This is a genomic window from Corynebacterium callunae (assembly GCF_046592015.1).
GTDB lineage: Bacteria > Actinomycetota > Actinomycetes > Mycobacteriales > Mycobacteriaceae > Corynebacterium > Corynebacterium callunae_A.
Map to the genome: position 1 here is coordinate 64,914 of NZ_JAWVOB010000009.1, position 23,394 is coordinate 88,307.

Annotated in this window: 24 protein-coding genes and 1 tRNA gene; 11 read left to right on the top strand and 14 right to left on the bottom strand. The window is 53.3% G+C overall.

What is annotated here, in order from left to right; translation table 11 throughout:
- Positions 1-6: 6 nt before the first annotated feature.
- The 4 genes from SFC07_RS10480 to SFC07_RS10495 all read right to left on the bottom strand — a co-directional run bounded on the left by SFC07_RS10480 (position 7) and on the right by SFC07_RS10495 (position 4,405).
- Entirely contained in the window at positions 7-714 is a 708-nt protein-coding gene (locus SFC07_RS10480) for a response regulator transcription factor (RefSeq protein ID WP_411208199.1), read from the bottom strand.
- 109 nt (positions 715-823) lie between these two features.
- Complete coding sequence (locus SFC07_RS10485) at positions 824-1,579, bottom strand: MerR family transcriptional regulator (protein WP_411208200.1); 756 nt, start codon at positions 1,577-1,579, stop codon at positions 824-826.
- Positions 1,580-1,634: 55 nt separating this feature from the next.
- Positions 1,635-2,669, bottom strand: a complete 1,035-nt coding sequence (locus tag SFC07_RS10490) for an alanine racemase (RefSeq protein WP_411208201.1) — start codon at positions 2,667-2,669, stop codon at positions 1,635-1,637.
- Complete coding sequence (locus tag SFC07_RS10495) at positions 2,666-4,405, bottom strand: pyruvate dehydrogenase (protein ID WP_411208202.1); 1,740 nt, start codon at positions 4,403-4,405, stop codon at positions 2,666-2,668. The genes SFC07_RS10490 and SFC07_RS10495 overlap by 4 nt, the downstream gene beginning before the upstream one ends.
- A 207-nt stretch (positions 4,406-4,612) precedes the next feature.
- On the opposite strand from SFC07_RS10495, the gene SFC07_RS10500 reads away from it, so the two are divergent.
- From SFC07_RS10500 to SFC07_RS10510, 3 genes are read left to right on the top strand one after another with little or no spacing between them, the layout of a single operon-like run.
- Positions 4,613-6,112 carry an MFS transporter gene (locus tag SFC07_RS10500; RefSeq protein ID WP_411208203.1) on the top strand — a complete coding sequence of 500 codons (1,500 nt, stop codon included), beginning with the start codon at positions 4,613-4,615 and terminating at the stop codon, positions 6,110-6,112.
- Positions 6,099-6,629, top strand: a complete 531-nt coding sequence (locus tag SFC07_RS10505) for a TetR/AcrR family transcriptional regulator (protein WP_411208204.1) — start codon at positions 6,099-6,101, stop codon at positions 6,627-6,629. Before SFC07_RS10500 ends, SFC07_RS10505 begins: the two co-directional genes overlap by 14 nt.
- 26 nt (positions 6,630-6,655) lie before the next feature.
- A complete protein-coding gene (locus SFC07_RS10510) occupies positions 6,656-7,984 on the top strand; it encodes an MFS transporter (RefSeq protein ID WP_411208205.1) in 1,329 nt (442 codons plus the stop codon).
- Here the strand turns inward: SFC07_RS10510 and SFC07_RS10515 are convergent.
- From SFC07_RS10515 to SFC07_RS10550, 8 genes are all read right to left on the bottom strand, one after another.
- Positions 7,970-8,785: a Cof-type HAD-IIB family hydrolase gene (locus SFC07_RS10515; protein WP_411208206.1), complete on the bottom strand. Its 816-nt coding sequence runs from the start codon at positions 8,783-8,785 to the stop codon at positions 7,970-7,972. The genes SFC07_RS10510 and SFC07_RS10515 overlap by 15 nt on opposite strands.
- 85 nt (positions 8,786-8,870) lie before the next feature.
- Positions 8,871-9,302 (bottom strand): hypothetical protein, encoded by a 432-nt coding sequence (locus SFC07_RS10520; protein ID WP_411208207.1) that lies wholly within the window; start codon positions 9,300-9,302, stop codon positions 8,871-8,873.
- Positions 9,303-9,358: 56 nt separating this feature from the next.
- A complete protein-coding gene (efeB, locus tag SFC07_RS10525; RefSeq protein ID WP_411208208.1) occupies positions 9,359-10,618 on the bottom strand; it encodes an iron uptake transporter deferrochelatase/peroxidase subunit in 1,260 nt (419 codons plus the stop codon).
- Between the two features lie 2 nt (positions 10,619-10,620).
- A complete protein-coding gene (efeO, locus tag SFC07_RS10530) occupies positions 10,621-11,769 on the bottom strand; it encodes an iron uptake system protein EfeO (RefSeq protein WP_411208209.1) in 1,149 nt (382 codons plus the stop codon).
- Positions 11,762-12,613 carry an iron uptake transporter permease EfeU gene (efeU, locus tag SFC07_RS10535; RefSeq protein ID WP_411208210.1) on the bottom strand — a complete coding sequence of 284 codons (852 nt, stop codon included), beginning with the start codon at positions 12,611-12,613 and terminating at the stop codon, positions 11,762-11,764. The genes efeO and efeU overlap by 8 nt, the downstream gene beginning before the upstream one ends.
- 493 nt (positions 12,614-13,106) lie before the next feature.
- Complete coding sequence (locus tag SFC07_RS10540; protein WP_411208211.1) at positions 13,107-13,307, bottom strand: hypothetical protein; 201 nt, start codon at positions 13,305-13,307, stop codon at positions 13,107-13,109.
- Positions 13,304-13,675 carry a hypothetical protein gene (locus SFC07_RS10545; protein ID WP_411208212.1) on the bottom strand — a complete coding sequence of 124 codons (372 nt, stop codon included), beginning with the start codon at positions 13,673-13,675 and terminating at the stop codon, positions 13,304-13,306. The genes SFC07_RS10540 and SFC07_RS10545 overlap by 4 nt, the downstream gene beginning before the upstream one ends.
- Before the next feature lie 130 nt (positions 13,676-13,805).
- Positions 13,806-13,878, bottom strand: a tRNA-Thr gene (locus SFC07_RS10550).
- 146 nt (positions 13,879-14,024) lie between these two features.
- On the opposite strand from SFC07_RS10550, the gene thrE reads away from it, so the two are divergent.
- The 5 genes from thrE to otsB all read left to right on the top strand — a co-directional run bounded on the left by thrE (position 14,025) and on the right by otsB (position 18,665).
- Positions 14,025-15,491 carry a threonine/serine exporter ThrE gene (gene thrE, locus SFC07_RS10555; RefSeq protein WP_411208270.1) on the top strand — a complete coding sequence of 489 codons (1,467 nt, stop codon included), beginning with the start codon at positions 14,025-14,027 and terminating at the stop codon, positions 15,489-15,491.
- Positions 15,492-15,567: 76 nt separating this feature from the next.
- Positions 15,568-15,900: a hypothetical protein gene (locus SFC07_RS10560; RefSeq protein ID WP_411208213.1), complete on the top strand. Its 333-nt coding sequence runs from the start codon at positions 15,568-15,570 to the stop codon at positions 15,898-15,900.
- A gap of 11 nt (positions 15,901-15,911) precedes the next feature.
- Positions 15,912-17,375, top strand: coding sequence for a trehalose-6-phosphate synthase (locus tag SFC07_RS10565; RefSeq protein ID WP_411208214.1), 1,464 nt, complete (start codon positions 15,912-15,914; stop codon positions 17,373-17,375).
- Positions 17,362-17,853: a hypothetical protein gene (locus SFC07_RS10570; RefSeq protein ID WP_411208215.1), complete on the top strand. Its 492-nt coding sequence runs from the start codon at positions 17,362-17,364 to the stop codon at positions 17,851-17,853. Before SFC07_RS10565 ends, SFC07_RS10570 begins: the two co-directional genes overlap by 14 nt.
- A 41-nt stretch (positions 17,854-17,894) precedes the next feature.
- Complete coding sequence (otsB, locus tag SFC07_RS10575) at positions 17,895-18,665, top strand: trehalose-phosphatase (protein ID WP_411208216.1); 771 nt, start codon at positions 17,895-17,897, stop codon at positions 18,663-18,665.
- An 8-nt stretch (positions 18,666-18,673) separates the two neighbouring features.
- Here the strand turns inward: otsB and SFC07_RS10580 are convergent, their stop codons facing one another.
- Complete coding sequence (locus SFC07_RS10580; protein ID WP_411208271.1) at positions 18,674-19,753, bottom strand: LacI family DNA-binding transcriptional regulator; 1,080 nt, start codon at positions 19,751-19,753, stop codon at positions 18,674-18,676.
- Between the two features lie 114 nt (positions 19,754-19,867).
- Here SFC07_RS10580 and SFC07_RS10585 point away from each other — a divergent pair, with 114 nt between their 5' ends.
- Genes SFC07_RS10585 through SFC07_RS10595 form a run of 3 tightly spaced genes read left to right on the top strand, consistent with a single transcriptional unit; the run spans position 19,868 to position 22,397 of the window.
- Complete coding sequence (locus SFC07_RS10585) at positions 19,868-20,809, top strand: metal ABC transporter solute-binding protein, Zn/Mn family (protein ID WP_411208217.1); 942 nt, start codon at positions 19,868-19,870, stop codon at positions 20,807-20,809.
- 10 nt (positions 20,810-20,819) lie between these two features.
- Positions 20,820-21,512: a metal ABC transporter ATP-binding protein gene (locus tag SFC07_RS10590; RefSeq protein WP_411208218.1), complete on the top strand. Its 693-nt coding sequence runs from the start codon at positions 20,820-20,822 to the stop codon at positions 21,510-21,512.
- Positions 21,513-22,397: a metal ABC transporter permease gene (locus tag SFC07_RS10595; RefSeq protein WP_411208219.1), complete on the top strand. Its 885-nt coding sequence runs from the start codon at positions 21,513-21,515 to the stop codon at positions 22,395-22,397.
- 48 nt (positions 22,398-22,445) lie between these two features.
- Here the strand turns inward: SFC07_RS10595 and rlmB are convergent, their stop codons facing one another.
- Positions 22,446-23,387 carry a 23S rRNA (guanosine(2251)-2'-O)-methyltransferase RlmB gene (rlmB, locus tag SFC07_RS10600; protein WP_411208220.1) on the bottom strand — a complete coding sequence of 314 codons (942 nt, stop codon included), beginning with the start codon at positions 23,385-23,387 and terminating at the stop codon, positions 22,446-22,448.
- Between the last annotated feature and the right edge of the window lie 7 nt (positions 23,388-23,394).

The following is a 23,394-nucleotide window of genomic DNA, read 5'->3' on the forward strand; positions in this document are numbered from 1 at the left end:
GGACTTTTAAGAACGTGGGGTACGCAGCACGTATCCAACGCCTCGAACGGTCTGGATGAGCTGTGGCTCATGGGTGTCCACCTTGCGGCGCAGGTAGGAGATGTAGGACTCCACTACGTTGCCATCGCCACCGAAATCGTAGTGCCATACGTTGTCCAGGATCTTGGCCTTGGAGAGCACAACTTCAGCGTTAAGCATGAGGTAACGCAGCAGGTTGAACTCGGTTGGGGAAAGATCGATCAGCTCGCCAGCCTTGGTCACCTCGTGGGTCTCATCATTTAAGGTGAGGTCTGCATACTGCAGGGTGGCGGAGGAGTTTTCCTCGATGGTGCCACCGCGGCGCAGGATTACACGCAGACGGGTGATTACTTCCTCCAGGGAGAAAGGCTTGGTCACATAGTCATCAGCGCCGATGGTGAGGCCGTGGATGCGGTGCTCAACAGCGTCCTTTGCAGTCAGGTACAGCACTGGGCTATCCAGGCCTTCGCCACGCAGCTTGCTGAGCAGCTCAAAGCCGTCCATACCTGGCATCATGACGTCAAGGATGTAGGCGTCGGGACGGAATTCGCGGGCAATCTTTAGTGCTTCATTGCCGTCATTGGCAGTCATGACAGAAAAGCCCTGGAATTTCAGGCTTACAGTCAGCAGTTCAACAATGTTTGGCTCGTCATCAACAACGAGGACGCGGATTTGTCCGTCAGTTTGGTTTTCCATTTTTTATCTCTTCCAGATGGGAATGATCAACTTCTACATAGTCAACACCTTTGAACTGCCCCACTGCTGGTTACTAACTGTGAATGTACTGAGAGAGTTTAAATCAGCTTTATCCCCACTTCACGGCCGTTAAATCCACGCCCTCAGACTGCGCCAAAGCTTCGACCAAACTCAGCAAATATGCCGCGTGACCTTGGTAAGTCTGGTTAAAACGCTCATCTTCAACGTACATGCGCGCCAAAATAACCTGTTTGTTGGCACTGACGGGATACCACTGTCCAATAAGATCACGGTGGGTACGCACCAGCTTGTTGGCCGCCTCCGAGCCGGGTTTGATGCCTGCGGTGGCGGCGTCGACAAGCATTTTTATGAAGCCATCATGGGAGTCTTTGGCGGCCTGCATATCGGCCTTGCTCATGGACTTTTGCACACGCTGGGAATGTTCCCACTCCGGGGTATCGCCCCAGCGCTCATAGGCTTCTTGCTGGTACTTGGGCAGATCCTCGCCAAAAATCTCAACTTGTTCGCTCACGCTAACGCGCTCCTTTTCCAAAATTTCATCCACTGCCCGGACCATCCGGTGCAGCTGACTGATCTGGTTTTGCAGCAAGTCGCGTTGGCGACGCAGATGCTCTTGGGCTGTTTCTGGTTGCACCAGCAGCTCCGCGATCTCTTTCAGCGGCAGGCCAGCTGCGCGGTACACCAAAATCTGCAGGCCTTTTTGCAGCTCAGCCTCGGTATAAAGGCGATAATCGGTGCCGCTGCGCCACTGCGGGGACAGCAGCCCGATGTGGTCCCAATGCCGCAGGGTGCGGGTGGTGACCCCAAGTAGGTCCGCTGCCTCGCCAATCGTTCGATCAGTCATAAAGCTAGTTAAGTCCTTGACGTCGCGTTAAGGTCAAGCCGTTTAGGAATTTGGTTTAGGAGTTTTTGCCGCGCGCTGCCACCTGCCAGCTTAAGTTCTCCCCTGCCACATGGACCTCATCCACCAAATTAATCACATTGCAGGCATGGTTGGGCACCAATTCCAGCTGCGCCCCAATTTCAGGAAGTTCCAGCTCAGCAGGCCAAAATAGCGTGGCATGGTGTTCTGAAAGGGCACTAATACGCAGCTGCGGATGACCCTGCACAAATCCGTGCCCTGCAATCCAAGCCGGTTTATCGGTGCTCAAAATCTTGCTGCCAGCATCCATAATCACCCGCCGCTCGGCCACATTTCGGCTCACCACCGTGCTCAACACCGTCAGTGCAATATCCTCCGGCGTGCACGCCCCGGAATCTAATTGCTGGGCATCATTAAACACATAAACACCCGGCCGCATCTCATCAATTCCGCTGCTCAACGCAGCCGAAGGCGAGGAACCACCAGAGCTTAAACCACCACCCAGCTTTTCGACGCACGCCTGCAGGGCGGTGGTTTCCGCAGCAGCCGCGCTGGCAGCGTTACCCGGCCCATAAGAATGTCCCGGGAAAGTAAAAACACCAGCGTAGCGGTCACCCAGCGCGCGAAAGATCTGCGCCAATTCCGGGGAATCAGGCAGCACGCCGCTGCGCCGGTGCCCGCAATCAACCTCAATCAACGCCTTAATATCGGCGCGTACTCCCGCTAGATTTTTCGCAGCTTCGACAGAGTCCACTCCGATGCTCACCTTCCCGGGAAAAGCATTAAGCCGTGCTTTGGCGGCATCACTTAAATGCAAGGGATAGGCGATAAAAATATCGGGGAACCCGGCGCGGCCAAATACTTCTGCCTCCGTGATGGTGGCACAGGTAATTCCCTGCGCACCTGCATCTAGCTGCAGCTGCGCAATTTCCGGGATCTTGTGGGTTTTCACATGAGGCCGCAGCTTTATGCCCTTATCCTGCGCCAACTGTGCCATCCGCGCGATATTGGCGAGCAGTTGTGGGCGGTGGATAAGTACCGCTGGAGTTTCTAAGGGAGTGTTTAAGGTCATGGCCGTGGAATATTGCGCAGGTTGGAACGAGCCATATCCAGCATGGTGCCCACGCCACCGCCGAAGACAGTGCGGGTGGCAGCCTTACTAAATCCCATAACCTGTTCCCAGGTGATGGTTGGTGGAATGGAGAGCGCATTGGGGTCGGTGACTACGTCGATTAGCACTGGTCCGGGGTAGGCCAAAGCTTCTGCAAGTTGCTCGCGTACCAGCTTGGGATCGGTGATGCGCACGGACTTAATGCCCACAGCTGCTGCAATCTCAGCAAAGTTCACCTGCTCATGGTCGGTGCCAAATTCTGGTTGGCCTTCCACCAGCATTTCCAGCTTCACCATGCCTAAGGAGCTGTTGTTGAACACCACAGCCTTGAGGGGCAGTTCATGCAGCTTCACGGTGAGTAGTTCACCCATGAGCATGCCCAGGCCACCATCGCCACACATGGCGATGACCTGGCGGTTGCGATCTGCTGCCTGCGCGCCGATGGCATGAGGCAGAGCATTGGCCATGGTGCCGTGACGGAAGGAACCAATAAAGTCCCTGGTACCGCCGGGGTTATTGATATAGCGTGCCTGCCACACATTGCACATACCGGTATCCACGGTAAATACCGCATCAGGTGCTGCTAGTTCATCGAGGATATCTGCCACATACTCAGGGTGGATTGGGGTGTGCTTTTCCACCTTGTGGGTATAGGCCTCCACCACGGTGCTGAGCTTGCGCTCATGTTCTTTGAGCATATGGTCCAAGAAGGAACGGTCAGTCTTTTCCTCAATATGGGGCAGGATATTTTCAATGGTGGCAGCGACATCGCCCACAACTGGGTACTTAACAGTAGTGCGGCGGCCGATGTGGGAACCATCAATATCCACCTGTGCCACATTGTCCTTGGGCAAGAAGTCGGAATATGGGAAGTCCGTGCCGAGCAGGATCAAAAGGTCAGCTTCATTGGAGGCATCAACGCAGGCGCCATAACCCAACAGGCCAGACATTCCCACGTCAAAGGGATTTTCATGCTGGATATACTGCTTGCCGCCGAGGGCGTGGCCGATGGGAGCCTTGATCTTCTGGGCTAGCTCCAGCACCTGAGCGCGCGCATTTTTTACACCAGCACCGCAGAAGAGGGTGACGGAATCTGCTTCATTAATTGCTTCCACCAGGGCTGCTGCTTCGGTGGGGTCTGGAAAAACAATGGGGCGAGCAGTTGAGATAGTGGAGTTTACATAGGTGCCATCACTTGCTTCCTCTTTGGCAATATCACCTGGGATAACGATGACAGAAACACCCTTGCCAGCCATGGTGGACTGAATAGCGTGGTGCAGGATGCGCTCGCCCTGTTCTGCACTATTGACCATCTCGCAATAGCCGGAGCATTCCTTAAATAGGATTTCCGGGTGGGTTTCTTGGAAGAAGGTGGAACCTATTTGAGCGCTGGGGATGTGGCTCGCAATGGCTAGTACCTTTGCCCCATTGCGGTGGGAATCATAAAGTCCCTGAATAAGGTGAGTATTTCCGGGGCCGCAAGAGGCCGCACAGACAGCCAAGTCACCGGTCACCAGGGACTCTGCACCGGCAGCAAAGGCAGCTGCTTCTTCATTGCGCACGTGTACCCATTCAATATCTGATTGGCGTACTGCGTCCACGATGGGGTTGAGGCTATCGCCAACCAGGCCGAAAATTCTTTTCACACCCTGAGCTTCAAGTGTGTCAATCAATTGTTCTGCGTAGCTATGTGCCATGAACACTCCTAATTGTTTGAGCTTTAAAGCAAGCGATAGTGTTACTTACCTTTTCAATTGTGCCCCTACTTCCACATCCCTGCCACGGCTAGGCGTCTGAGCTGTACATTCTGTGCAAGGTGCAAAACCACCCCAGACTCCGGTGCCTCATTCCGCCCACTGCAGCAAAGTTGAAACTATACCGACCATTCGTTACAGTTACGCCTTGTGAAACCAGCAACCACAGAGAGCTTCCCCCAAAGCGCGGCCACCACCCCGGCCCAACGCTGGGGCTTTTTAGCCGCCATCAGCGCTGGGCTTTTTCTTATTGGCCTAGACAATTCCATTCTCTATACCGCACTGCCAGAATTGCGCAGCGCCTTAGAAACCACGGAAACCCAAGCGCTGTGGATCATTAACGCCTATCCCCTCATGATGGCTGGCCTGCTCCTGGGCACCGGCACCTTAGGCGATAAAATCGGCCACCAAAAAATGTTCCTCAGTGGCCTGATTATCTTTGGTTTAGCCTCCCTTACTGCAGCTTTCTCCCCCACGGCCGGAGTGCTTATTGCAGCCCGCGCTTTCTTAGGCATTGCCGCAGCAGCCATGATGCCCGCTACCCTGGCATTAATTCGCATTACCTTCACCGCTGAACGCGAAAGAAATACCGCCATCGGCGTATGGGGATCGGTGGCGATTATCGGCGCAGCTCTCGGCCCCATTATCGGTGGCACCTTGTTGGAGTACTTTTGGTGGGGTTCGGTCTTCCTCATCAATGTCCCCGTTGCGATCATCGCAGTCATCGCCACCATCATCGTGGCCCCCGGAAACATCCCCAACCCTGAAAAACAGTGGGATTTCCTTTCCTCCCTTTTTGCCCTGTTTACCTTGGCTTTTCTCATTCTGGCCATCAAAGAAGCAGTCTCGCCCACCCGCAGCTGGGCGGTCATCGGCCTGGCACTTATCATCTCCGTCGGCGGCGCAGTGAGCTTTAGCAAACGCCAAAAAAAGATTAAAGAACCGCTTTTCGACGCTTCCCTTTTCCGCAACCCACTGTTTAGCGGGGGCGTTATCGCCGCCGGTTTTTCCATGTTTGCCATCTCCGGAATTGAGATGACCACCTCCCAGCGCTTCCAGCTCTCCTCCGGTTTTAGCCCTTTGGAAGCGGGACTACTCATGCTGCCCATTGCGATCGCCAGCTTCCCCATGTCCATTATTGGTGGCGCCAACCTGCACCGTTGGGGCTTTAGAAACCTGATTTGTGGCGGTTTTATTGCCACTGCGCTCGGAATTTGTCTGTGTTTGTGGGGTACAAGCCACTCCGAGGAAATCGCCCTATTTAGCCTCGGGCTATTGTTCATTGGCGTGGGCACGGGTGCCGTGTTCTCGGTTGCTTCCACCGCGATCATTGGCTCTGCACCGGTTTCTAAAGCAGGCATGGCCTCCTCAGTGGAAGAAGTCTCCTATGAGTTTGGCACCTTATTATCTGTGGCTATTTTGGGCAGCCTCTTCCCCACTTTTTATGCGCTCCATGCCCCATCCGAGGTGGCTGATAATTTCTCCGCCGGTGTCCACGATGCGGTTTATGGAGCCGCCGCTAGTGCTGCCCTTGACACTGCATATCTCAATATTTTGACCATCGCCCTATGCTGCGCGCTTTTTGCTGCAGCCGTCACCGCCTTCTTCTTCCGCGGCAACCCCAAAGGAACCTCCCATGCGCACCAGTAAAAAAGAAACCATCCTGCGCACCGCCATCACCTACATCGGCGAGAACAGCATCGATGCCCTCAGCTACGATTCCCTCGCAGAAGCCACCGGACTCTCCAAATCCGGCCTGATTTATCATTTCCCCAGCAAGCACGAGCTTTTATTGGGCATGCATGAACTTCTGGCCGCCGATTGGGAAACCGAACTCCTCGCCATCGCCGGCGACAGCGCAGCCCCTCTTGAGCGCCTGCGCGCGGTGGTGATTACCCTGACCGACAACGTCTCGCGCCCAGAACTACTTTTGCTTATCGACGCGCCCTCCCACCCCGATTTCCTCAACGCCTGGAGGCGAGTCAACGAGCGCTGGATCCCCTCGGCCGAAGGCCTCGAAAACAGCGCGCATAAGCGCGCCGTTTATTTGGTGCAGCTGGCAGCCGATGGACTTTTTGTCCATGACTACATTCACGATGAGGTGCTCACAACTGCGCAGCGCCAGGCCATGTTGGAAACAATTTTGGATCTTATCCCAAGCCTTTAGCCCTTTTCTGCTTTAAAGTCTTAGCCATGACTGTCACGGCACCGGAGAAAACTAAAACTAAAGCCCCCATAATTTCCTGGGCTTTTTGGGACTGGGGATCAGCCTCCTTCAATGCAGTGCTGGTTACTTTTATCTTCTCGGTCTACCTCACTGAGTCTGTAGGAGCGACACTTCCGGCCGGTTCTAATGCCACCTCTTTGTACTCCGGTGCGGTTGCCATTGCCGGTGTCATCGTGGCACTGGTTGCTCCAGTGATGGGACGACGCTCTGATATCCGCGGTACGCGCCGGAAATCCCTGCGTTTATGGACCCTGGTCACCATCTTCTTAATGTTTTGTCTTTTTGCCGTCAAGAACACCGACCCCAACTATTTTTGGTTGGGTGTCCTACTCATGGCACTAGGTAATATCGCCTTTGAGTTTGCCGAAGTTCAGTACTACGCCCAGCTAGGGCAGATCTCCAACCGCAACAATGTAGGCAGAATCTCAGGTTTCGGCTGGTCCATGGGCTATTTCGGGGGCATTATTTTGCTCCTGGCCTGCTATTTCGGTTTTGTTGCGGGCGAGGGTGAAACCCGGGGATTGCTCAATTTACCGGAAGCCGAGGGCTTTAATATCCGCATGGTGGCCCTTTTTGCAGCCCTGTGGTTTTTGGTTTCGGCTATCCCCGCACTGCTCCGCGTTCCGGAAATCCCCGCCCAGGTGGAGGCACAAGCCCAGCCCAAGGGCATTATTGCGGCCTATGCTGATCTTTTCCAGCAGATTAAGCAGCTATGGAAACGCGATCTTAACTCCGTATTTTTCCTCATTGCTGCAGCGGTTTTCCGCGATGGCCTAGCGGGAGTATTTACCTTCGGCGCCATTTTGGCAGTGTCGGTCTATGGGCTATCTGCTGGCGATGTTTTGTTATTCGGAGTGGCCGCCAATGTTATCTCCGCTTTGGGAGCCATCCTCGGTGGATTCTTAGACGACAAAATTGGCCCCAAACCAATCATTATCGGATCCCTGCTGCTCATGATTATTGATGCAGTGGTGCTCTATTTTGTCTCAGGTCCAGTGAACTTTTGGATCTTTGGCCTGATCCTTTGTGCGTTTGTCGGGCCGGCGCAGTCTGCGTCGAGAAGCTTTTTGACACGCCTGTCCCCTGATGGCCAGGAGGGCCAGCTCTTCGGCCTTTATGCCACCGCGGGGCGCGCGGTGAGTTGGATTTCGCCCGCCCTTTTTGGCATTTTTGTGGCGCTGAGTGGCACCGATCGCACCGGTGTGCTGGCCATTGCGCTGGTGCTGCTGCTCGGAATGGTGCTGCTGCTGTGGGTGAAACCTCCAACAGCAGCTCAAGAGCTAAGCCTCGATTAAGTCCAACTTAATAAAGGCGTTGCGCAGGCCATCTTCTGCAACCGGGTCCGTAACCAGATCCGCCGCAGCCTTGAGGGTCTGTGAGGCCTCGCCCATGGCAACGCCATAAGCGCTGGCCTCAAAGAGTGAAAGATCCTCATCACTATCACCAAAGGCAATGGTCTCAGCGCGGTCAGCATTGAGGTACTTCAGCAGCTGGTCAACACCAATCTTCTTGTTAACAGCGACGCCGATTGTGCCAAAAAGTGCGCCTTGGGAACCGCCCCAGGTGGTGTGCTCCAAATTGGGGAAGGCCTCACGAGCTGCTTGAAGATCCTCTTCAGAATTGAAGATATAGCTGATCTTATTCACATCATCACGCTCAAGGCTGTTATCCCAAAACATCTGGGGATACATGCTTTCGACCGTCACGGTGGAATTTTCTGTCAGCTTGGCCAGCACAGGCTCGGCTGCGGTGCGGAAATTCCGGCTGGCATAGAGGCCATTATTGGATTCCAAATAAAACTCCAGACCGCGGTCATAGAGCCATTGGCTAATATGTCGAGTTTCCTCACCAGAAAGGCGACGGTGGAATACGGTTTCCTGTGCACTTTCCACATAACCGCCATTGGCTCCAATAAAACCATCAACGCCGATATTCCACAGTTGAGCACTAACTTCAGCGCTGCTGCGTCCCGAGCTTAGGTAAACCCGGTGGCCGTTTGCGCGGGCCTGGCGAATGGCATCAATGGCGGAGTTCGGAAGATTATTGGAGTAGTCCACGAGGGTGCCGCCGATATCTACAAAAAGTAACTTTCCCATGCCATAACTTTACGCGCTTGCAGCCTGAGGAATTTAGAAAAAGCCATAATTCCCGCACATATTTTATGCTTTTGTGGGCTGAGCGTTATCCGGCGGCTTTGCCAACCAGTCCCCGAAGCTTGGCCTCAAACTTGTCACTTACTGCAGTAACGGCATAAGAGGTGGGCCAAAATTCGCCATCGTCGAGGAAGGCATCCTCATTAAAACCGACAGATCCATAGCGGGTGCCAAATTTTGAGGCGGGCTGATAAAAGACCACAACCTTGCCATCGCGGGCATAAGAGGGGAATCCGTACCAGGTTTTGGGATCAAGGTGCGGGGCTTCTTCCTTAACAACCTTGTGCAGAAGTTGGGCGACTTCACGGTCTACGCCCTCCAAGGCTGCGATAGCGGCATCACAATCTGCCGCTTCCCTTTCCTTCTTTTTGCTTCCGGTCCCACCGGCAGCTGCTGCACGGAGTTCTGCAGCACGCTGCTTCATGGCTTCAAGTTCTGCGGGGCTAAATCCTGAGCTCATAATTGTGCTCCTTTCTCTAATGCTGGGTCAGCGAATAGTGCCCAGCCTAGAGAAAACTAGCTATTAAAGAGCTGCGTGCCCCAGTCTTCGCCATCTTTTAGGCCCCGAGGGCAAGCGAAAATTGCCTTGGATTCATAACGGACATACTCATTCATACGGTCATTACGTGCCAGGCGCATTTGCAATGGAATAAAGGTTGCATCTGGATTGGCAGCAAAGGTAATAAAGAATAGCCCGGCAGAAAGGTGCCCAAAAGTATCCGAGCCTTCGACAAAGTTATAAGCCCTGCGCAGAATTCGGGCGCCACCATTGTTTTCGGGGTGTGATAGAAAGACGTGGGAATCTACTGGGATGGCAGGTTCCCGACCATAAATAAGGTTGAAGGGCACTGCTGCGAACTCTTGCTCCGGATCATCAGCAGTACCAAGCGGGGCGCCAGAAGAACGGAAGCGCGCAAAAGTAGCTTGTTGTTCGCCAAGGTTTTGACGGTCCCAAAGCTCTAGCAACATACGGATACGGCGGGCACACAAATAGGATCCGCCTTCCATCCAGCCAGCCTCATCCGACCACACAAACTCGTTGAGATCTTCGGTTTCATCGGAACGGATATTGCGGGTGCCGTCTTTAAAACCAAAAAGATTGCGCGGGGTGGATTGTTCGGCACTGGTGGAGCTTGCACGTCCATAGCCCAGCTGTGACCAGCGCACTTCTACCACGCCACTGCCTGCGCGAACCAGGTTTCTAATGGCGTGGACTGCCACCTGTGGATCATCGGCGCAGGCCTGGATGACGATATCGCCATCGCAAAGTTCCTCACGGAGTTGATCACCAGGAAAAGTTGGCAAGGGGTTGAGGTGGGCCGGCTTTTTGTCGACCAGGCCGAAGCGAGCGTCGAAAAGCGTAGGACCGTAACCGAGGGTTATGGTGAGGTTTTGCGCACCGAGGTCGTGCGCCTCGCCGGAATCGACGGGGACGCTGTACTCGTTTTCCGCGCCTACTTCCGCAGCTGGCAACCCCTGCGTCATTCTTTCTGCCATTTGCGACCAGGTGGTCAGCATATTTTTAAGCTCAGTGGGGTCGTCGGTGAGGACATCCAGGGCCACAATATGCAGGTGGTTTTGCTGAGCAGTGGTGATTCCTGCTTGATTGCTGCCCCGGAAAGCGACAGTGGATTCGCTGGGGGTTTTCTCTGTGGCCTTGGAATAGGCCACTGCTCCCCCGCCACCGGCGAGCACACCGACACCAGCGCCGATGCCCATGGCAGTGAGGAAGCCACGGCGACTAACGCCTGTGGAGGTTGAGGTGTTTTCAGACATGGTTACTCAGAAATTACGCTTTGAACCTTGGATACTTCTTCGGTTAGATGATCAAGAGCAGTGGAAAGTGCCTTGCGCTCAGCATCATCGACCTGGTCATAACTGACAAAGCCGTCGCCCTCGCGGTGTTTATCCAGCTCTGCCTGAACCGCATCAAAACGGGTGTTGATCTCTGCCAACATGCCTGACTTACGCTCTTCCAATGGCTTTTCCAAGGAGGCGATGGCGGCACGGCTGCCGTCCAGGTTGGCCTGGAAATCATAGAGGTCCGTGTGGGAGAAAATGTCCTCCTCACCGGTGATCTTGGAGGTTGCGATCTCATCGAGCAAGCCCTGCGCACCGGTAGCAATCTGCACTGGGGTGAGTTCAAACTCTGCAGAGTTCACGCCGTCAACAAGTTCCTGGAGGTCCAAGGCCAGCTGATTAGCGTTTTGCTTGGTGGTATCGGTGATTGCACCATTTACCCACAGATCCTTTTCGATGGCGTGGAAGCCAGTCCAGGTATCACCTTCGGCGAGGTCTGCTTCGCGCAGGTCAATACGAGGATCCAGATCATTAGGGAAGGATTCTGCCACTGGCTCAATGCGCTCATATGGCGTACGGACCTGGGCAAAGAGGGATTTAGCAAGTTCAACATCACCTGCATTAATGGCGTCGACGAATGTTGCGCTTACTCCCTGCAGGTTTTCAGCCTGGGAACGCACATAGGAGGTGTAATTTTCTACTGCTTCAGTCAAGGCTGCATCTCCCTCGGCGGAATTCACGGATTCACCGGTGACTTGGATAGTGCCCGTGATGCCATCGCCAACCATGCCTGGCTTGCACAGGGTGGTGTATTCACCAGCTTCTTGGAATTCCACAACCAAGGTACGGGTAGCGCCGGGGCCAATATTTTCTACTTCACCCAGGACTCGACCATTGCTGGTGGTGATATAAAACTCATTGGTTTTGGTGCCATTATTAACCACATTGAAGGTGGTGGAACCAGTGGAAAGGTCAGTGGTGGCTACCTCACAGGTGGTGTCATCTGCGTTTACATCAATAACAGCACTGCCTTCGGCTGCTTTGTCAGCACAACCTACCAGCAACAAACTGATTGCGAGGGTGGTTGGAACTGCGCGGAGGGAAACAGAGACGTAACGCTTAGACATTGGTGGAAGCTGCTTTCTGTGGAGCTGTTGATGCAGGAGCGGTTTTCTTAGGTACTGACTTGTTTGAACGAAGGAAAAGGAACATCACGACGACCAGGTAGGTGGCCCAGGCTGCGAAGGACAACACGGTGGGATTTGGCACGATGTTGAAAACACCCTCAAGTGCTGCGGCGTACCACGTGCCCGGGACTAGAACTGCGGAGATATCGAAGGCATGGGAATTTAGGCCTGGCAGGACACCTGCCTCTTGGAGATCATGAATGCCATAGCGCAGGATTCCGGCCGCGACCAGCACCAGCATGATGCCCAAGATCCGGAAGAGCTTTCCGATATCAACGCGAATTGCACCCTTGTACATGAGAATGCCGATAATCACGGCGATGACAATGCCAATGGCCAAGCCGATAAAGGGAGTGCTATTGCTGGAGGTCACCGAATCAAAGATGAGCAGGATAGTTTCAATGCCTTCGCGGCCTACCGCTAGGAAGGCCACAAAAAATACTGCTTTGGGCCCAACTGCGGCTTCCATTCGCCCCTTGAGCTCTGCGGACATATTTTTGGCAGCTTTACCCATCCACAACAGCATCCAAGTAATCATGGCGACAGTGACGATGGAGGCAATGCCACCGATGAGTTCTTGACCCTGGGTGGTGAGGGTTTTGGTGCCAAAGTGGAGAATAGCGAAGCTGATTGCCGTAAAGACCAATGCCGCAGCTACGCCGGCAAAAAGAAATGGACGTTCATTCTTACGCCCTGTCTTAGTCAGATATGCCGCCAGGATGGTAACCACCATGGTGGCTTCCAACCCTTCACGCAATCCGATGAGGAGATTGGCATAAAGCACAAGTGCCTCGGTTCAGTAGGAAAGTTGGCCAGGTCAGATGGCACACTTAGCTAAGGCCACCAGAAGTTACCTAAGCCTAACTTTAGTGAATATTGATAGGGGTAAAATGTAGTGCATTAAGCGGAATAAGTGCAATAGGTTTTTAGAATATTTCTAAATATGAGGGTCTTAGCTGCATAAACTACCCCCGGGAAGCTGGGAAAATTGTGTTCATAAAACCTGAAAAAATGCAATAGAGGATACGCAGCGGTGTTTAAACTGACTATTTTTTCTTTGAGCGCCTTGAAAATGGCTGGTTGAGTTTAGCCCTGGTTCGGGCGCAGCATAAAGCAAAACCTCGGACTTTGAGCCCGAGGTTAGGTTGACTTGCGAATCGGCAGGATAGCCTGCACCCGTCCACAGCCGATATTGAGGAAGCATCACCGGTATAAACATCTTGTTTTTAGGCGACCTTACAATCACCCCGTCTAGCGATTGCCTATACGAAGTTAGTTTAGCGGTGGCGTTTCCTCTTGTTGCGATCCAGTTTAAGAGGTGCTTGATCTTGACCCTGAGCAGCGATTCGGCGAATCCGATCATTGAGGGAGACAGTGATCTTATTTTCTTGCTCACGCTTAACCAACAAGCGGGCAGCAGCAACTTGTCCTGGAGTCGCCTCATGGTACAAGTTTTCTTTGGTGGATGGTACGGTCATGTCAATTCACCTCCAGGAGGTTGATCGGGTTCAATGGGTTCCTTAGTTTCCCCATTATCCTCTTTAGCCTCCCGATAATCCACTACCGCTAGCAAAATGTTATCTATCAAATTTTGATCCCCCTCGTTTAGACCACTCCTATCATCAAGGGCACCTAAAGCTCCAACGCCCATCACGATGGATCTATTATCCCCCTTAGATATCAATTCAACCGCCCACCGTAAGTTACGGTGCCATTCTTCAACGCGCCGACGATCTTGCTCTGCACGAAGCTGAATTCGTTGAATAATTAAAGAGCCAGCTTGGGTTAACAGTGCAACTGAAACAGCCAAAATAACTGCACCCCAGACAGGTATAGTGCTACCCATCAAACTCTCCCCCGAATCCCCTAAGTAAAAAACTAAACGGGCTTACAGCCTCACAGTAGTTAATTTCTTACTTTCTACCACGAGGGAGGTAGCGCAGCATTTCCTGCAGGTGAACTAATTTTTCAAAGTGAGCTGGAGATGGGACTTGAACCCACAACCTACGCATTACAAGTGCGTTGCGCTACCAATTGCGCCACTCCAGCACCGCATATGATGTCAAGCATCAGATACAAAAAGGTATCGTAGCGCATTGATTAGCACCAAGGGAATTCGGCGCTAAAGTGGCAGGTACACCCCGCGAAAAACAACCGTGATTGGATCTAATTCCTTGCAAGAAATTTTCCAACGGATACTAAGTTTTGCCACCCGTCGCGGTCGCATCTCTACCGTTGACGCTGCAAAAGCCGCTCCCCCACCTTCACCACTTGCGCCTATTGATCTCACCGATCATAGCCAGGTAGCAGGCGTGATGGATCTTGCTGCAAGGATCGGGGATATTTTGTTATCCTCAGGCACATCCAACAGTGATACCAAAGTTCAAATTAGGGCCGTTACCTCAGCATATGGTCTTTACTATGCCCATGTTGATATCACGCTCAATACCATCACCATCTTTACCAATATCGGTAGTGAAAAGAAGATGCCAGTCAACATCTTCCGCGTGGTTGGCAAACTCGATACAAACTTTTCCAAGCTCTCCGAAGTTGACCGTCTAATCAGGTCCATCCAAGCTGGCGCCACCCCGCCAGAGGTAGCTGAGAAGATTTTGGATGATCTGGAAAAATCACCCGCATCCTATGGCTTCCGCACTGCACTAATGGGATGGGCAACAATGGGTGGCTCAGTGGCAGTTTTGCTCGGCGGCGGTTGGCAGGTTTCCCTTATTGCTTTCCTTACCTCGGCAATCATCATCGCCACCTCAGCATTTTTAGGAAAGCACGGGTTGCCACTGTTCTTCCAAAATGTCGTGGGTGGCCTAATTGCCACAATCCCAGCTGCGGTGGCCTATAGCTTGGCACTGCAATTTGGCCTAGAGATCAAACCCAGCCAGATTATTGCCTCGGGGATCGTGGTGCTGCTGGCAGGTTTGACCCTGGTGCAATCCCTCCAAGATGGCATTACCGGTGCTCCGGTCACGGCAAGTGCCCGCTTTTTTGAAACGCTGCTATTTACCGGCGGAATTGTGGCGGGTGTTGGTCTTGGCATTCAGTTATCTGGAGCACTCGACATTTTGTTGCCGCCAATGGAAACAGCAACCGCTCCTAATCCTTCCTCTATATTGGCGCGGGTTATCGCAGGCGGAATTGCAGCAGCTGGCTTCTCTGTGGGTTGTTATGCCGAGTGGTCATCGGTAGTTATCGCTGGTCTTACTGCTTTTATGGGTTCGGCTTTTTATTATTTTGTGCTGCTCTATGCAGGGCCAGTGTTTGCGGCTGCGGTAGCTGCAACCGCCGTTGGTTTTACCGGTGGTCTTTTGGCTCGTCGATTCCTCATTCCACCGCTGATTGTGGCCATTGCTGGCATTACTCCGATGCTGCCGGGTCTGGCGATTTACCGCGGCATGTACGCCTCACTCCATGAGCAAACCCTCATTGGCTTTACCAATATTGCCGTTGCTTTGGCCACAGCTTCTGCGCTAGCAGCCGGTGTGGTCTTGGGCGAGTGGATTGCGCGTCGTCTGCGCCGTCCGCCACGCTTTAATCCTTATCGCGCCTTCACCAAGGCCAATGCCTTTTCCTTCCAAGACATTCAGCCCAAGCCACGGCGTCAAAAGCGAAAGCAGAAGAATAACCTCTACAACCAGCCTCGCAGCTAAGCTACCTGCTTAGGCACTAGTGCAATAAATAGCGTAGAATACAGGGTCGATCGCTTTTTACCCTTCAGGAGGATCCTTGCCGGCCAAAATCACGGACACCCGTCCCACCCCAGAGTCACTTCACGCTGTCGAAGAGGAGACCGCTGCCGGAGCTCGCAGGATTGTAGCCACCTATTCCAAAGATTTCTTTGATGGTGTGACCTTGATGTGCATGCTCGGCGTGGAACCACAGGGCTTGCGCTACTCCAAAGTAGCCGCTGAGCACGAAGAATCTCAGCCAAAGAAGGCCGCTAAGCGCACCCGCAAGGCACCTGCAAAGAAGGCAGCCAAGAAGGCTACTGCTAAGAAAACCACTGCTAAAAAGACTACAAAGAAGACCACTGCTAAGAAGACGACTAAGAAGTCCTAAACTTAGAGTTTATGGAAGCCTCCAATAGTTTTGTTGTAGTTGCCAATCGCCTACCGGTGGACATGACCGTCCACCCGGATGGCACTTATAGCATTTCCCCGAGCCCCGGTGGCCTTGTCACGGGGCTTTCTCCCGTTCTTGAACAACATCGCGGATGTTGGGTGGGCTGGCCTGGAACTGTAGATGTGGCACCGGAGCCTTTCCGCACCGATACCGGAGTTTTGCTGCACCCGGTCAAACTAACCAGCAGTGATTTTGAGGGCTTTTATGAGGGCTTTTCCAATGCCACTCTGTGGCCCCTTTTTCATGACCTCATTGTGCCACCGGTTTATAACACTGATTGGTGGCAGGCTTTCCGCGAGGTCAACCTCAAATTTGCCGAGGCTGTAGCCCACGTTTCTGCTCCCAATGCCACCGTCTGGGTGCAGGATTATCAATTGCTTTTGGTGCCGGGCATTTTGCGGCAACTACGCCCAGACCTCAAAATTGGCTTCTTCCTGCACATTCCTTTTCCTTCGCCGGATCTTTTCCGACAACTTCCTTGGCGCGAAGAAATTGTGCGCGGCATGCTGGGCGCGGATTTGGTGGGCTTCCACCTTATTCAGAATGCCGAAAACTTCCTCGCCCTCACCAAGCAGGTAGCAGGTACTGCAGGTTCACATACTGGTCAGCCCGATGAGTTAGAAGTTTTTGGCAACGCCAAGATTCGTGAGCTGGGTACTTTCATTAGAACTGCAGATGACCGCAATGTAGGGGTGGGAGCATTCCCCATTTCTATTGATGTCAGTGCCTTCGGGAAAGCGTCGAAAAGCGCTGTTAAAGCGCTTTTAAATGACTTGGGTGACCCCGAAACCGTCTTCCTTGGTGTTGACCGCCTGGATTATACCAAGGGCATTTTGCAGCGTCTGCTTGCTTTTGAGCAGCTGCTCGAGGCTGGCGCACTGGATCCGGAGAAGGCTGTGTTATTGCAGGTTGCCACGCCTTCGCGTGAGCGCATTGAGCATTATCAGGTCTCGCGCTCGCAGGTTGAAGAGGCGGTGGGTCGTATCAATGGCCGTTTTGGTCGGATGGGTCACCCCGTGGTGCATTATTTGCACCGTTCTTTACTTAAGTCTGAGCTGCAGATTTTGTATTCTGCTGCCGATGTTATGCTGGTCACGCCTTTTAAAGATGGCATGAATTTGGTGGCCAAGGAGTTTGTGGCCAATCATCGCGATGGCAGTGGCGCGCTGGTGTTGTCGGAATTTGCTGGTGCAGCTGCTGAACTTTCTGGCGCGTATTTATGTAATCCTTTTGACTTGGAGTCTGTTAAACGGCAGATGGTGGCGGCAGTTTATGATCTGCGCCAAAACCCAGCGTCGGCGCGGGCACGCATGCAGGCCAGCAGCGAGCAGGTTTATACCCATGACGTTAATGTGTGGGCTAATAGTTTCCTCGATTGCCTAAAGGAGGCGGGCGACAATGCCAAAGCCTAAACTTCTTGCCGCCTTGTCTCTGATTCCGCTGACTTTGGGGCTTACTTCCTGTGGTTCAGACCGTGTGGAAATGACTGATTCCACCTGGCTGGTAACCAATATTTATTCCTCCCCGGATGAGGCAAATGCGGTTAGTGACCTCGTGATTTCTCAGCCCAGCCTAGATTTTGGCATGGCATCATTTTCCGGTTTTAGCAGCTGCGTGCGCTTTACGGGCAATGCCAATTTTGAAAAAGCTGGTGAAAAATCCACCGTGACGGAGGCAGATAAAGTCACCTTCACTGATCTGGATTTTGATAAATTACCTGATGATTGCCAAGGTCAAGAGCTTATGATCCATGACCGCATGGTGGAAATTCTGCCTGGAACCTTTGATATCAGCCGCAAATCTGACACCGAAATTCTGCTCACCAAGGATGTGGATGAGCTGGATAAACCAGCAATTCGTTTGCTTTCTTGGGTTACTCCCGCCCCTTAAAGCTCCCCTCAAGCCTCGCTTAAATCCGTACACTGGTGCGTATGACTTTAAGTATCGAAGAGCTCGCGCAAACTCGCACCTTATTGGTGGTTTCTGATTTTGATGGCACCATTGCTGGTTTTAGTAAAGATGCCTACCAGGTGCCCATCAATCAAAAATCCCTTAAAGCCATCAAGGATCTTTCCCAACAGGCCAATACCGATGTGGTCATTCTTTCCGGCCGCCACTTGGAAGGCCTAAATAAGGTCCTAGACCTGGGCAAATACCGGGTTACCAAGGTTGGCTCCCACGGTTCCGAGGATTCCTCCCGCCCACTGTCCATCAGCCCCGCAGATCAAGAACGCTTAGAGCGCATTCACGCCGATTTGGAGCAGATTGTTGATGGCATCGACGGCGCCTTTGTTGAGGTCAAGCCTTTCCACCGCGTTTTGCACTTCATCCGCGTTTCCGATCCAGCCAAGGTCACCCAAATCCTTGAAGCCGCCAAGCATATCGACTCCACTGGCCTCAAAGTCACCGAGGGCAAAAACATCATCGAATACTCCATCAGCAAAACCACCAAGGGCACCTGGCTGCGCGAATATATCCAGCGCACCCAGCCCACTGGCGTGATCTTCATCGGCGATGACACCACCGATGAGCACGGCTTTGAGGTGCTTGTCGACGCCCCCACCGCCCTAACAGTCAAGGTTGGAGCGGGAGATACGGCCGCCAAAACCCGCGTGGACAGCGTTGACGACGTCGGACTGCTGCTGGAGAAACTGGCCTATGAGCGCATGCAGTACAACGAGAAGAAAAGCCTCGGCGTCTAGCGCAGCGGCTAAATCTCTGCCACGGTGCTGCCCCGGTTAAATTCCGTGGGCAGCACAATGGGATAGGTGGCGGGCTCTTCCTCAATAAGGCTTAGTAGGAGCTCGCCAGCTTTAAAACCTTTAAGTTTATTGGGCTGAATAACAGTGCTGAGGTCTCTGGCCACTGCAAATTGGGTGCCATCATATCCGGTAAGGGAAAGATCCTCCGGCACCGATTTTCCCACCGATTTCAGATATTCCAGCACACCAAAGGCCAAGGAATCGGTAGTACATAGCACTGCCGTTAATTCAGGGTGTTCTTCCAACAAGGCTTGGGCTACCTGCAGGTTGTGGGCACGATCATTAATCCAACATTCCATCACCGGCACAGTTTTAGGCGCAATTCCAGCCTGTTCAAAAACCTCTAAAGCACCTTGAACACGGGACTGCTGCACTTGATACTGCGCACCTGCCAGGCGTTCGCTGGAGACATAACCATCATTGCGTTTACGGTCTAGGCGAATGGACAAAATGCCGATCTTTTTATGCCCAGCATCAACTAGAAGCTGGGCTGCTGGACCAATAGCTGCTTTATCGTCCACGCCTACCCAAGGCACTTCTTTTTCATCGGCAGGTTGATCGGCAATCACTGCTGGTAGGCCGCGAGATTTCACTGCTTCCAGGTGTGGATCGCCCTTGGCCACGGAGTAAATGACAAAACCATCTACGGCTGCTTGGTTGACCAATTGCTGCGCAGAGATATGGTCCACACTGCTTTCTGGGGAGGCCGGAATGAGGGTGAGCTGAGTATTTCCGGCAGCTTCTGCCACACCCGCTAAGAAGTCCACCGAGGCCATATCTTCGAAGGCGTAGGTGAGGTCCTCGGTAAGCAGCACACCGATTGCCCCGGCGCGGCGGGTACGCAAACTTCGTGCCACGGGATTGGGGCCGAGGTATCCCATCTTTTCGGCGGTGTCCAAGATGCGTTGTCTAAGCTCCGCCGATAGTTGCTCGGGGCGATTATATGCATTGGACACGGTGGTCCTTGAGACCCCTAAGGTCGCTGCGATGGATGCGAGCGTTCCATATTGTTGTTTCCGCGCCATAATGAGCCAAATCTACCAGGAGTCTGACAAGGGTTGGAAGATTTTACCCACCACACCCCTACCTCGACCCATTTTCAATAGATTTTCATATTGACAATATTTTCCATTAAGCATTTAATGGCACATATGAAAAGACTTTTGTGGACCCTTCCGATTCTTCCCCTCTTCCTTGTGGGCTGTTCCGCTGCTTCCTCCGATTCTGGGAGCTCCTCGGCAGCCGATGACACGCTCAACGTCGTCACCTCCACCCAGGTGTGGGCTGATGTGGCCTCGGCGGTTTCCGCGGATGCAGAGGTAGAAGCCATCATTAGCGGTGGCGATGCCGATCCTCACTCCTTTGAACCTTCTGCAGCTGATATGGCAAAGGTGGCAGAGGCTGACATTATTATCGTCGGTGGTGGCGGCTATGATTCCTGGCTTTATGATTCCCTCGAGGCCGATGATACCCGCGTAATCCACGCCTTGGAACTTAGCGAGCACGACCATAGTGCGCACGCAGAAGGTGAAGAAAGCGATCACAGCGGACATGACCACGGCAACGAATCCACCGGCGAGGTGGACAACGAGCACGTGTGGTATTCCACCGAGGCTGTTTCTGAGGTAGCCCTGGATTTTGCCGCTAAGGTGGTGGAACTTAATGCCGATGCCACTGTCACCCCAGATGCAGTGACCTCCCGCATGGATGAGCTACATGCAGAAATTGAGGCGATTCCTGCGGTGAAGATCGCGCAGACCGAGCCCATTGCCGATCACATTATTAGCCACTCACAGCTTATTGAGTCCACCCCAGCTGGCTACCGCGCCACCACCTTGAGCGAGGGTGAGCCTACTGCTTCCGACGTGGCTGCCTTCCAGGAGCTTATCCGTGCTGGTGGCATCGATATTTTGGTATACAACCCACAGTCAGCGTCACCTGTTGCCACCAGTCTTAAGGAACTGGCAGAAGAGAACAATACCGCGGTAGTAGAGATTTCTGAGACCCCGGACGAAGGTGAAAACTTCCTGGATAACTTCACCCAAGCAATTGCCGATCTCACAACCGCTGCCCAAGAAGTTTAAGATTGTTTAAATGTTGCTGACTTTTAAAGATGCAGCCGTAGATCCCCTCTGGCGCGACTTGAACCTGGAGTTGCGCCGGGGGGAATTTCTAGCCGTGTTAGGCCCCAATGGTGTGGGAAAATCCACCCTCATCGGCACGATTTTAGGAACCCGCAAGCTAACGGCCGGTTCCGTATCCACCGACGCCCGCATCGGATATATCCCGCAACAGCGCATTTTTGATGTGCCGCTGCGCGCCCGCGACCTAGTTTCTCTGGCTGCTGCCCATGGTGTCCTCAAAGGTCGCGCCCCGAGCAAGGGTGTCGTCGATAAGCTTCTTGCCCGGGTAGGCGCAACCGGAATCGCTGAGCGTCGCGTCGGTGAGCTCTCAGGTGGGCAACAACAGCTTGTGCGCCAAGCACAAGCGCTTGCCGCTCGGCCGCAGCTTTTGCTTGCCGACGAACCCCTGCTGAGTTTGGATCCTGGTATTCAACAGCGCACGGTCTCACTTTTTGGTGAGCTCAAGGCTGAGGGCGCTGGAATTGTGGTGGTGACCCACGATATTAATCCGCTCATTGGGCTAGTTGACCGAATTTTGTACCTTGCTCCCAATGGACATTCCATTGGCACCATTGATCAGGTTATGCAATCGGAGAAGCTTTCCGAACTTTATAATGCGCCGGTGACGGTCGCGCGTATTAATGACCGAATTGTGGTGGTGTAGATGGATTTTGCAACGTGGATTTCGGATACCCAATATTTGCTGAGTGTGGAGTTTGTGCAGCATGCCATTATCGCAGCGGCACTCTTGGGTTTGCTTTCCGGTGTGATCGCCCCGCTCATTGTGGTGCGCCAACAGTCTTTTGCGGTGCACGGTACCGCCGAGCTGGCACTGATGGGTGCGGCGGCGGCCTTGCTTTTTGGCCTGAATGTGGGTGGTGGTGCGGTTATTGGCTCCGTGGTGGCAGCTATTTTGCTGGCTTTGTTGGGTATTAAACAACAAGATGCCGCCGTGGGTGTGGTGATGAGTTTTGGCCTGGGACTCTCCGTACTCTTTATTCACCTCTACCCCGGACGTAGTTCCACTGCGTTCTCGCTACTCACCGGCCAAATTGTGGGCGTTTCTGCAGCATCACTGTGGATCTTGGTGGCCGTAACCGTATTTGTGGTGGCAGCTGTTGCTATTTTTTGGCGCCCGCTACTTTTTGCCAGCGCCGATCCGCTCATGGCGCAGGCCTCTGGCATTAAAGTTCATGCGATTTCCGTGGCCTTTGCCATTTTGGTGGGGCTTACGACCTCCCAATCTGTACAGATTGTGGGCGCACTTTTGGTAATGGCACTGCTAATTACCCCTGGTGCTGCTGCGGTTTCAGTTACTGCTAATCCGCTTAAAGCCGTGGCACTGGCAGTTATTTTTGCCGAGGTTTCCGCAGTTGGTGGCCTGTTATTATCCCTGGCGCCAGGTTTACCGGTGAGTGTTTTTGTAACCACCATTTCTTTTGTTATTTATCTGGTGTGTCGTTTGATCGGTTGGGCGCGCGGCCGCGAAGCCCAACGTGATGAGGACGCTATTCGACGTCGTCTCCACGATCCACACCACCAACATTAAAAAATGCCGCACACCTTAAGTGGTGTGCGGCATTTCTTTTAGCGGTGTTTAACCTTTGATACGGCGCTGGCGCGCAAACTCAGAAAGCACCACGCCTGCGGCTACGGAAGCGTTAAGGGATTCAACCCAGCTTTCCGTAGGGATAGACATGATGGTATCGCAGTTTTCACGGACCAGGCGGGAGATACCCTTGCCCTCGGAGCCAACTACGATGACCACATTATCGGTGCCATCGTAGGTGTCTAGGGTATGGTCGCCGCCGGCGTCGAGGCCAACAACCTGGTAACCGTTTTGCTGGAATTCCTTCACAGTACGGGTCATGTTGGTTTCCTTAGCAACAGGCACGCGAGCTGCGGTACCAGCAGAGGTACGCCACGCAACTGCAGTAACAGATGCAGAACGACGCTCTGGGATGATAACGCCATTGCCACCAAATGCACCCACGGAGCGAATAACTGCGCCAAGGTTACGAGGGTCGGTGATGTTATCTAAGATGACAAACATGGCTGGCTTGCCGGAGGCAGCTGCGCTGGCAATGAGATCCTGGACATCTGCGTACTCAAATGGCGGGATGGACAGGCCAATGCCCTGGTGCATGCCGTTGCGGGTCATACGGTCGAGCTCGAGCTTATTTACCTCAAGCACTGGGATGCCGTGGCTTGCTGCCAAACGGACAGACTCGCTGAGGCGATCATCATTGGTGGCGCCTTCTGCAACATATAGTGCAGTTGAAGGAACACGTGCCTTGAGGCATTCCAGAACTGGGTTCCGGCCAACCACCAATTCTGGCATTTCCCTATCGTGACGGCCACGGTCGCGGCGTTCACGTTCGATCTTGCGCTTGTGTGCTGCGTGATAAACGCGGTCTTCAGCCTTTGGGGTTGGGCCCTTGCCCTTGAGCCCACGGCGAACCTGCCCACCACTGCCCTTGAGGGCGCCCTTTTTATTAGTTTTGCGCAGTCCGCCGCGGCGGCTGTCATTTCCTGCCATGTTTAAA

Coding starts and splice junctions, on each gene's coding strand:
- SFC07_RS10490 (WP_411208201.1), bottom strand. CDS start 2,669: ATGACCTTAAACACTCCCTTAGAAACTCCAGCGGTACTTATCCACCGC.
- SFC07_RS10570 (WP_411208215.1), top strand. CDS start 17,362: ATGCCAAAGCCTAAACTTCTTGCCGCCTTGTCTCTGATTCCGCTGACT.
- SFC07_RS10495 (WP_411208202.1), bottom strand. CDS start 4,405: ATGGCACATAGCTACGCAGAACAATTGATTGACACACTTGAAGCTCAG.
- SFC07_RS10585 (WP_411208217.1), top strand. CDS start 19,868: ATGGCACATATGAAAAGACTTTTGTGGACCCTTCCGATTCTTCCCCTC.
- SFC07_RS10595 (WP_411208219.1), top strand. CDS start 21,513: ATGGATTTTGCAACGTGGATTTCGGATACCCAATATTTGCTGAGTGTG.
- SFC07_RS10510 (WP_411208205.1), top strand. CDS start 6,656: ATGACTGTCACGGCACCGGAGAAAACTAAAACTAAAGCCCCCATAATT.
- SFC07_RS10590 (WP_411208218.1), top strand. CDS start 20,820: ATGTTGCTGACTTTTAAAGATGCAGCCGTAGATCCCCTCTGGCGCGAC.
- SFC07_RS10540 (WP_411208211.1), bottom strand. CDS start 13,307: ATGACCGTACCATCCACCAAAGAAAACTTGTACCATGAGGCGACTCCA.
- SFC07_RS10545 (WP_411208212.1), bottom strand. CDS start 13,675: ATGGGTAGCACTATACCTGTCTGGGGTGCAGTTATTTTGGCTGTTTCA.
- SFC07_RS10520 (WP_411208207.1), bottom strand. CDS start 9,302: ATGAGCTCAGGATTTAGCCCCGCAGAACTTGAAGCCATGAAGCAGCGT.
- efeB (WP_411208208.1), bottom strand. CDS start 10,618: ATGTCTGAAAACACCTCAACCTCCACAGGCGTTAGTCGCCGTGGCTTC.
- SFC07_RS10515 (WP_411208206.1), bottom strand. CDS start 8,785: ATGGGAAAGTTACTTTTTGTAGATATCGGCGGCACCCTCGTGGACTAC.
- SFC07_RS10565 (WP_411208214.1), top strand. CDS start 15,912: ATGGAAGCCTCCAATAGTTTTGTTGTAGTTGCCAATCGCCTACCGGTG.
- SFC07_RS10480 (WP_411208199.1), bottom strand. CDS start 714: ATGGAAAACCAAACTGACGGACAAATCCGCGTCCTCGTTGTTGATGAC.
- rlmB (WP_411208220.1), bottom strand. CDS start 23,387: ATGGCAGGAAATGACAGCCGCCGCGGCGGACTGCGCAAAACTAATAAA.
- SFC07_RS10485 (WP_411208200.1), bottom strand. CDS start 1,579: ATGACTGATCGAACGATTGGCGAGGCAGCGGACCTACTTGGGGTCACC.
- efeO (WP_411208209.1), bottom strand. CDS start 11,769: ATGTCTAAGCGTTACGTCTCTGTTTCCCTCCGCGCAGTTCCAACCACC.
- otsB (WP_411208216.1), top strand. CDS start 17,895: ATGACTTTAAGTATCGAAGAGCTCGCGCAAACTCGCACCTTATTGGTG.
- SFC07_RS10505 (WP_411208204.1), top strand. CDS start 6,099: ATGCGCACCAGTAAAAAAGAAACCATCCTGCGCACCGCCATCACCTAC.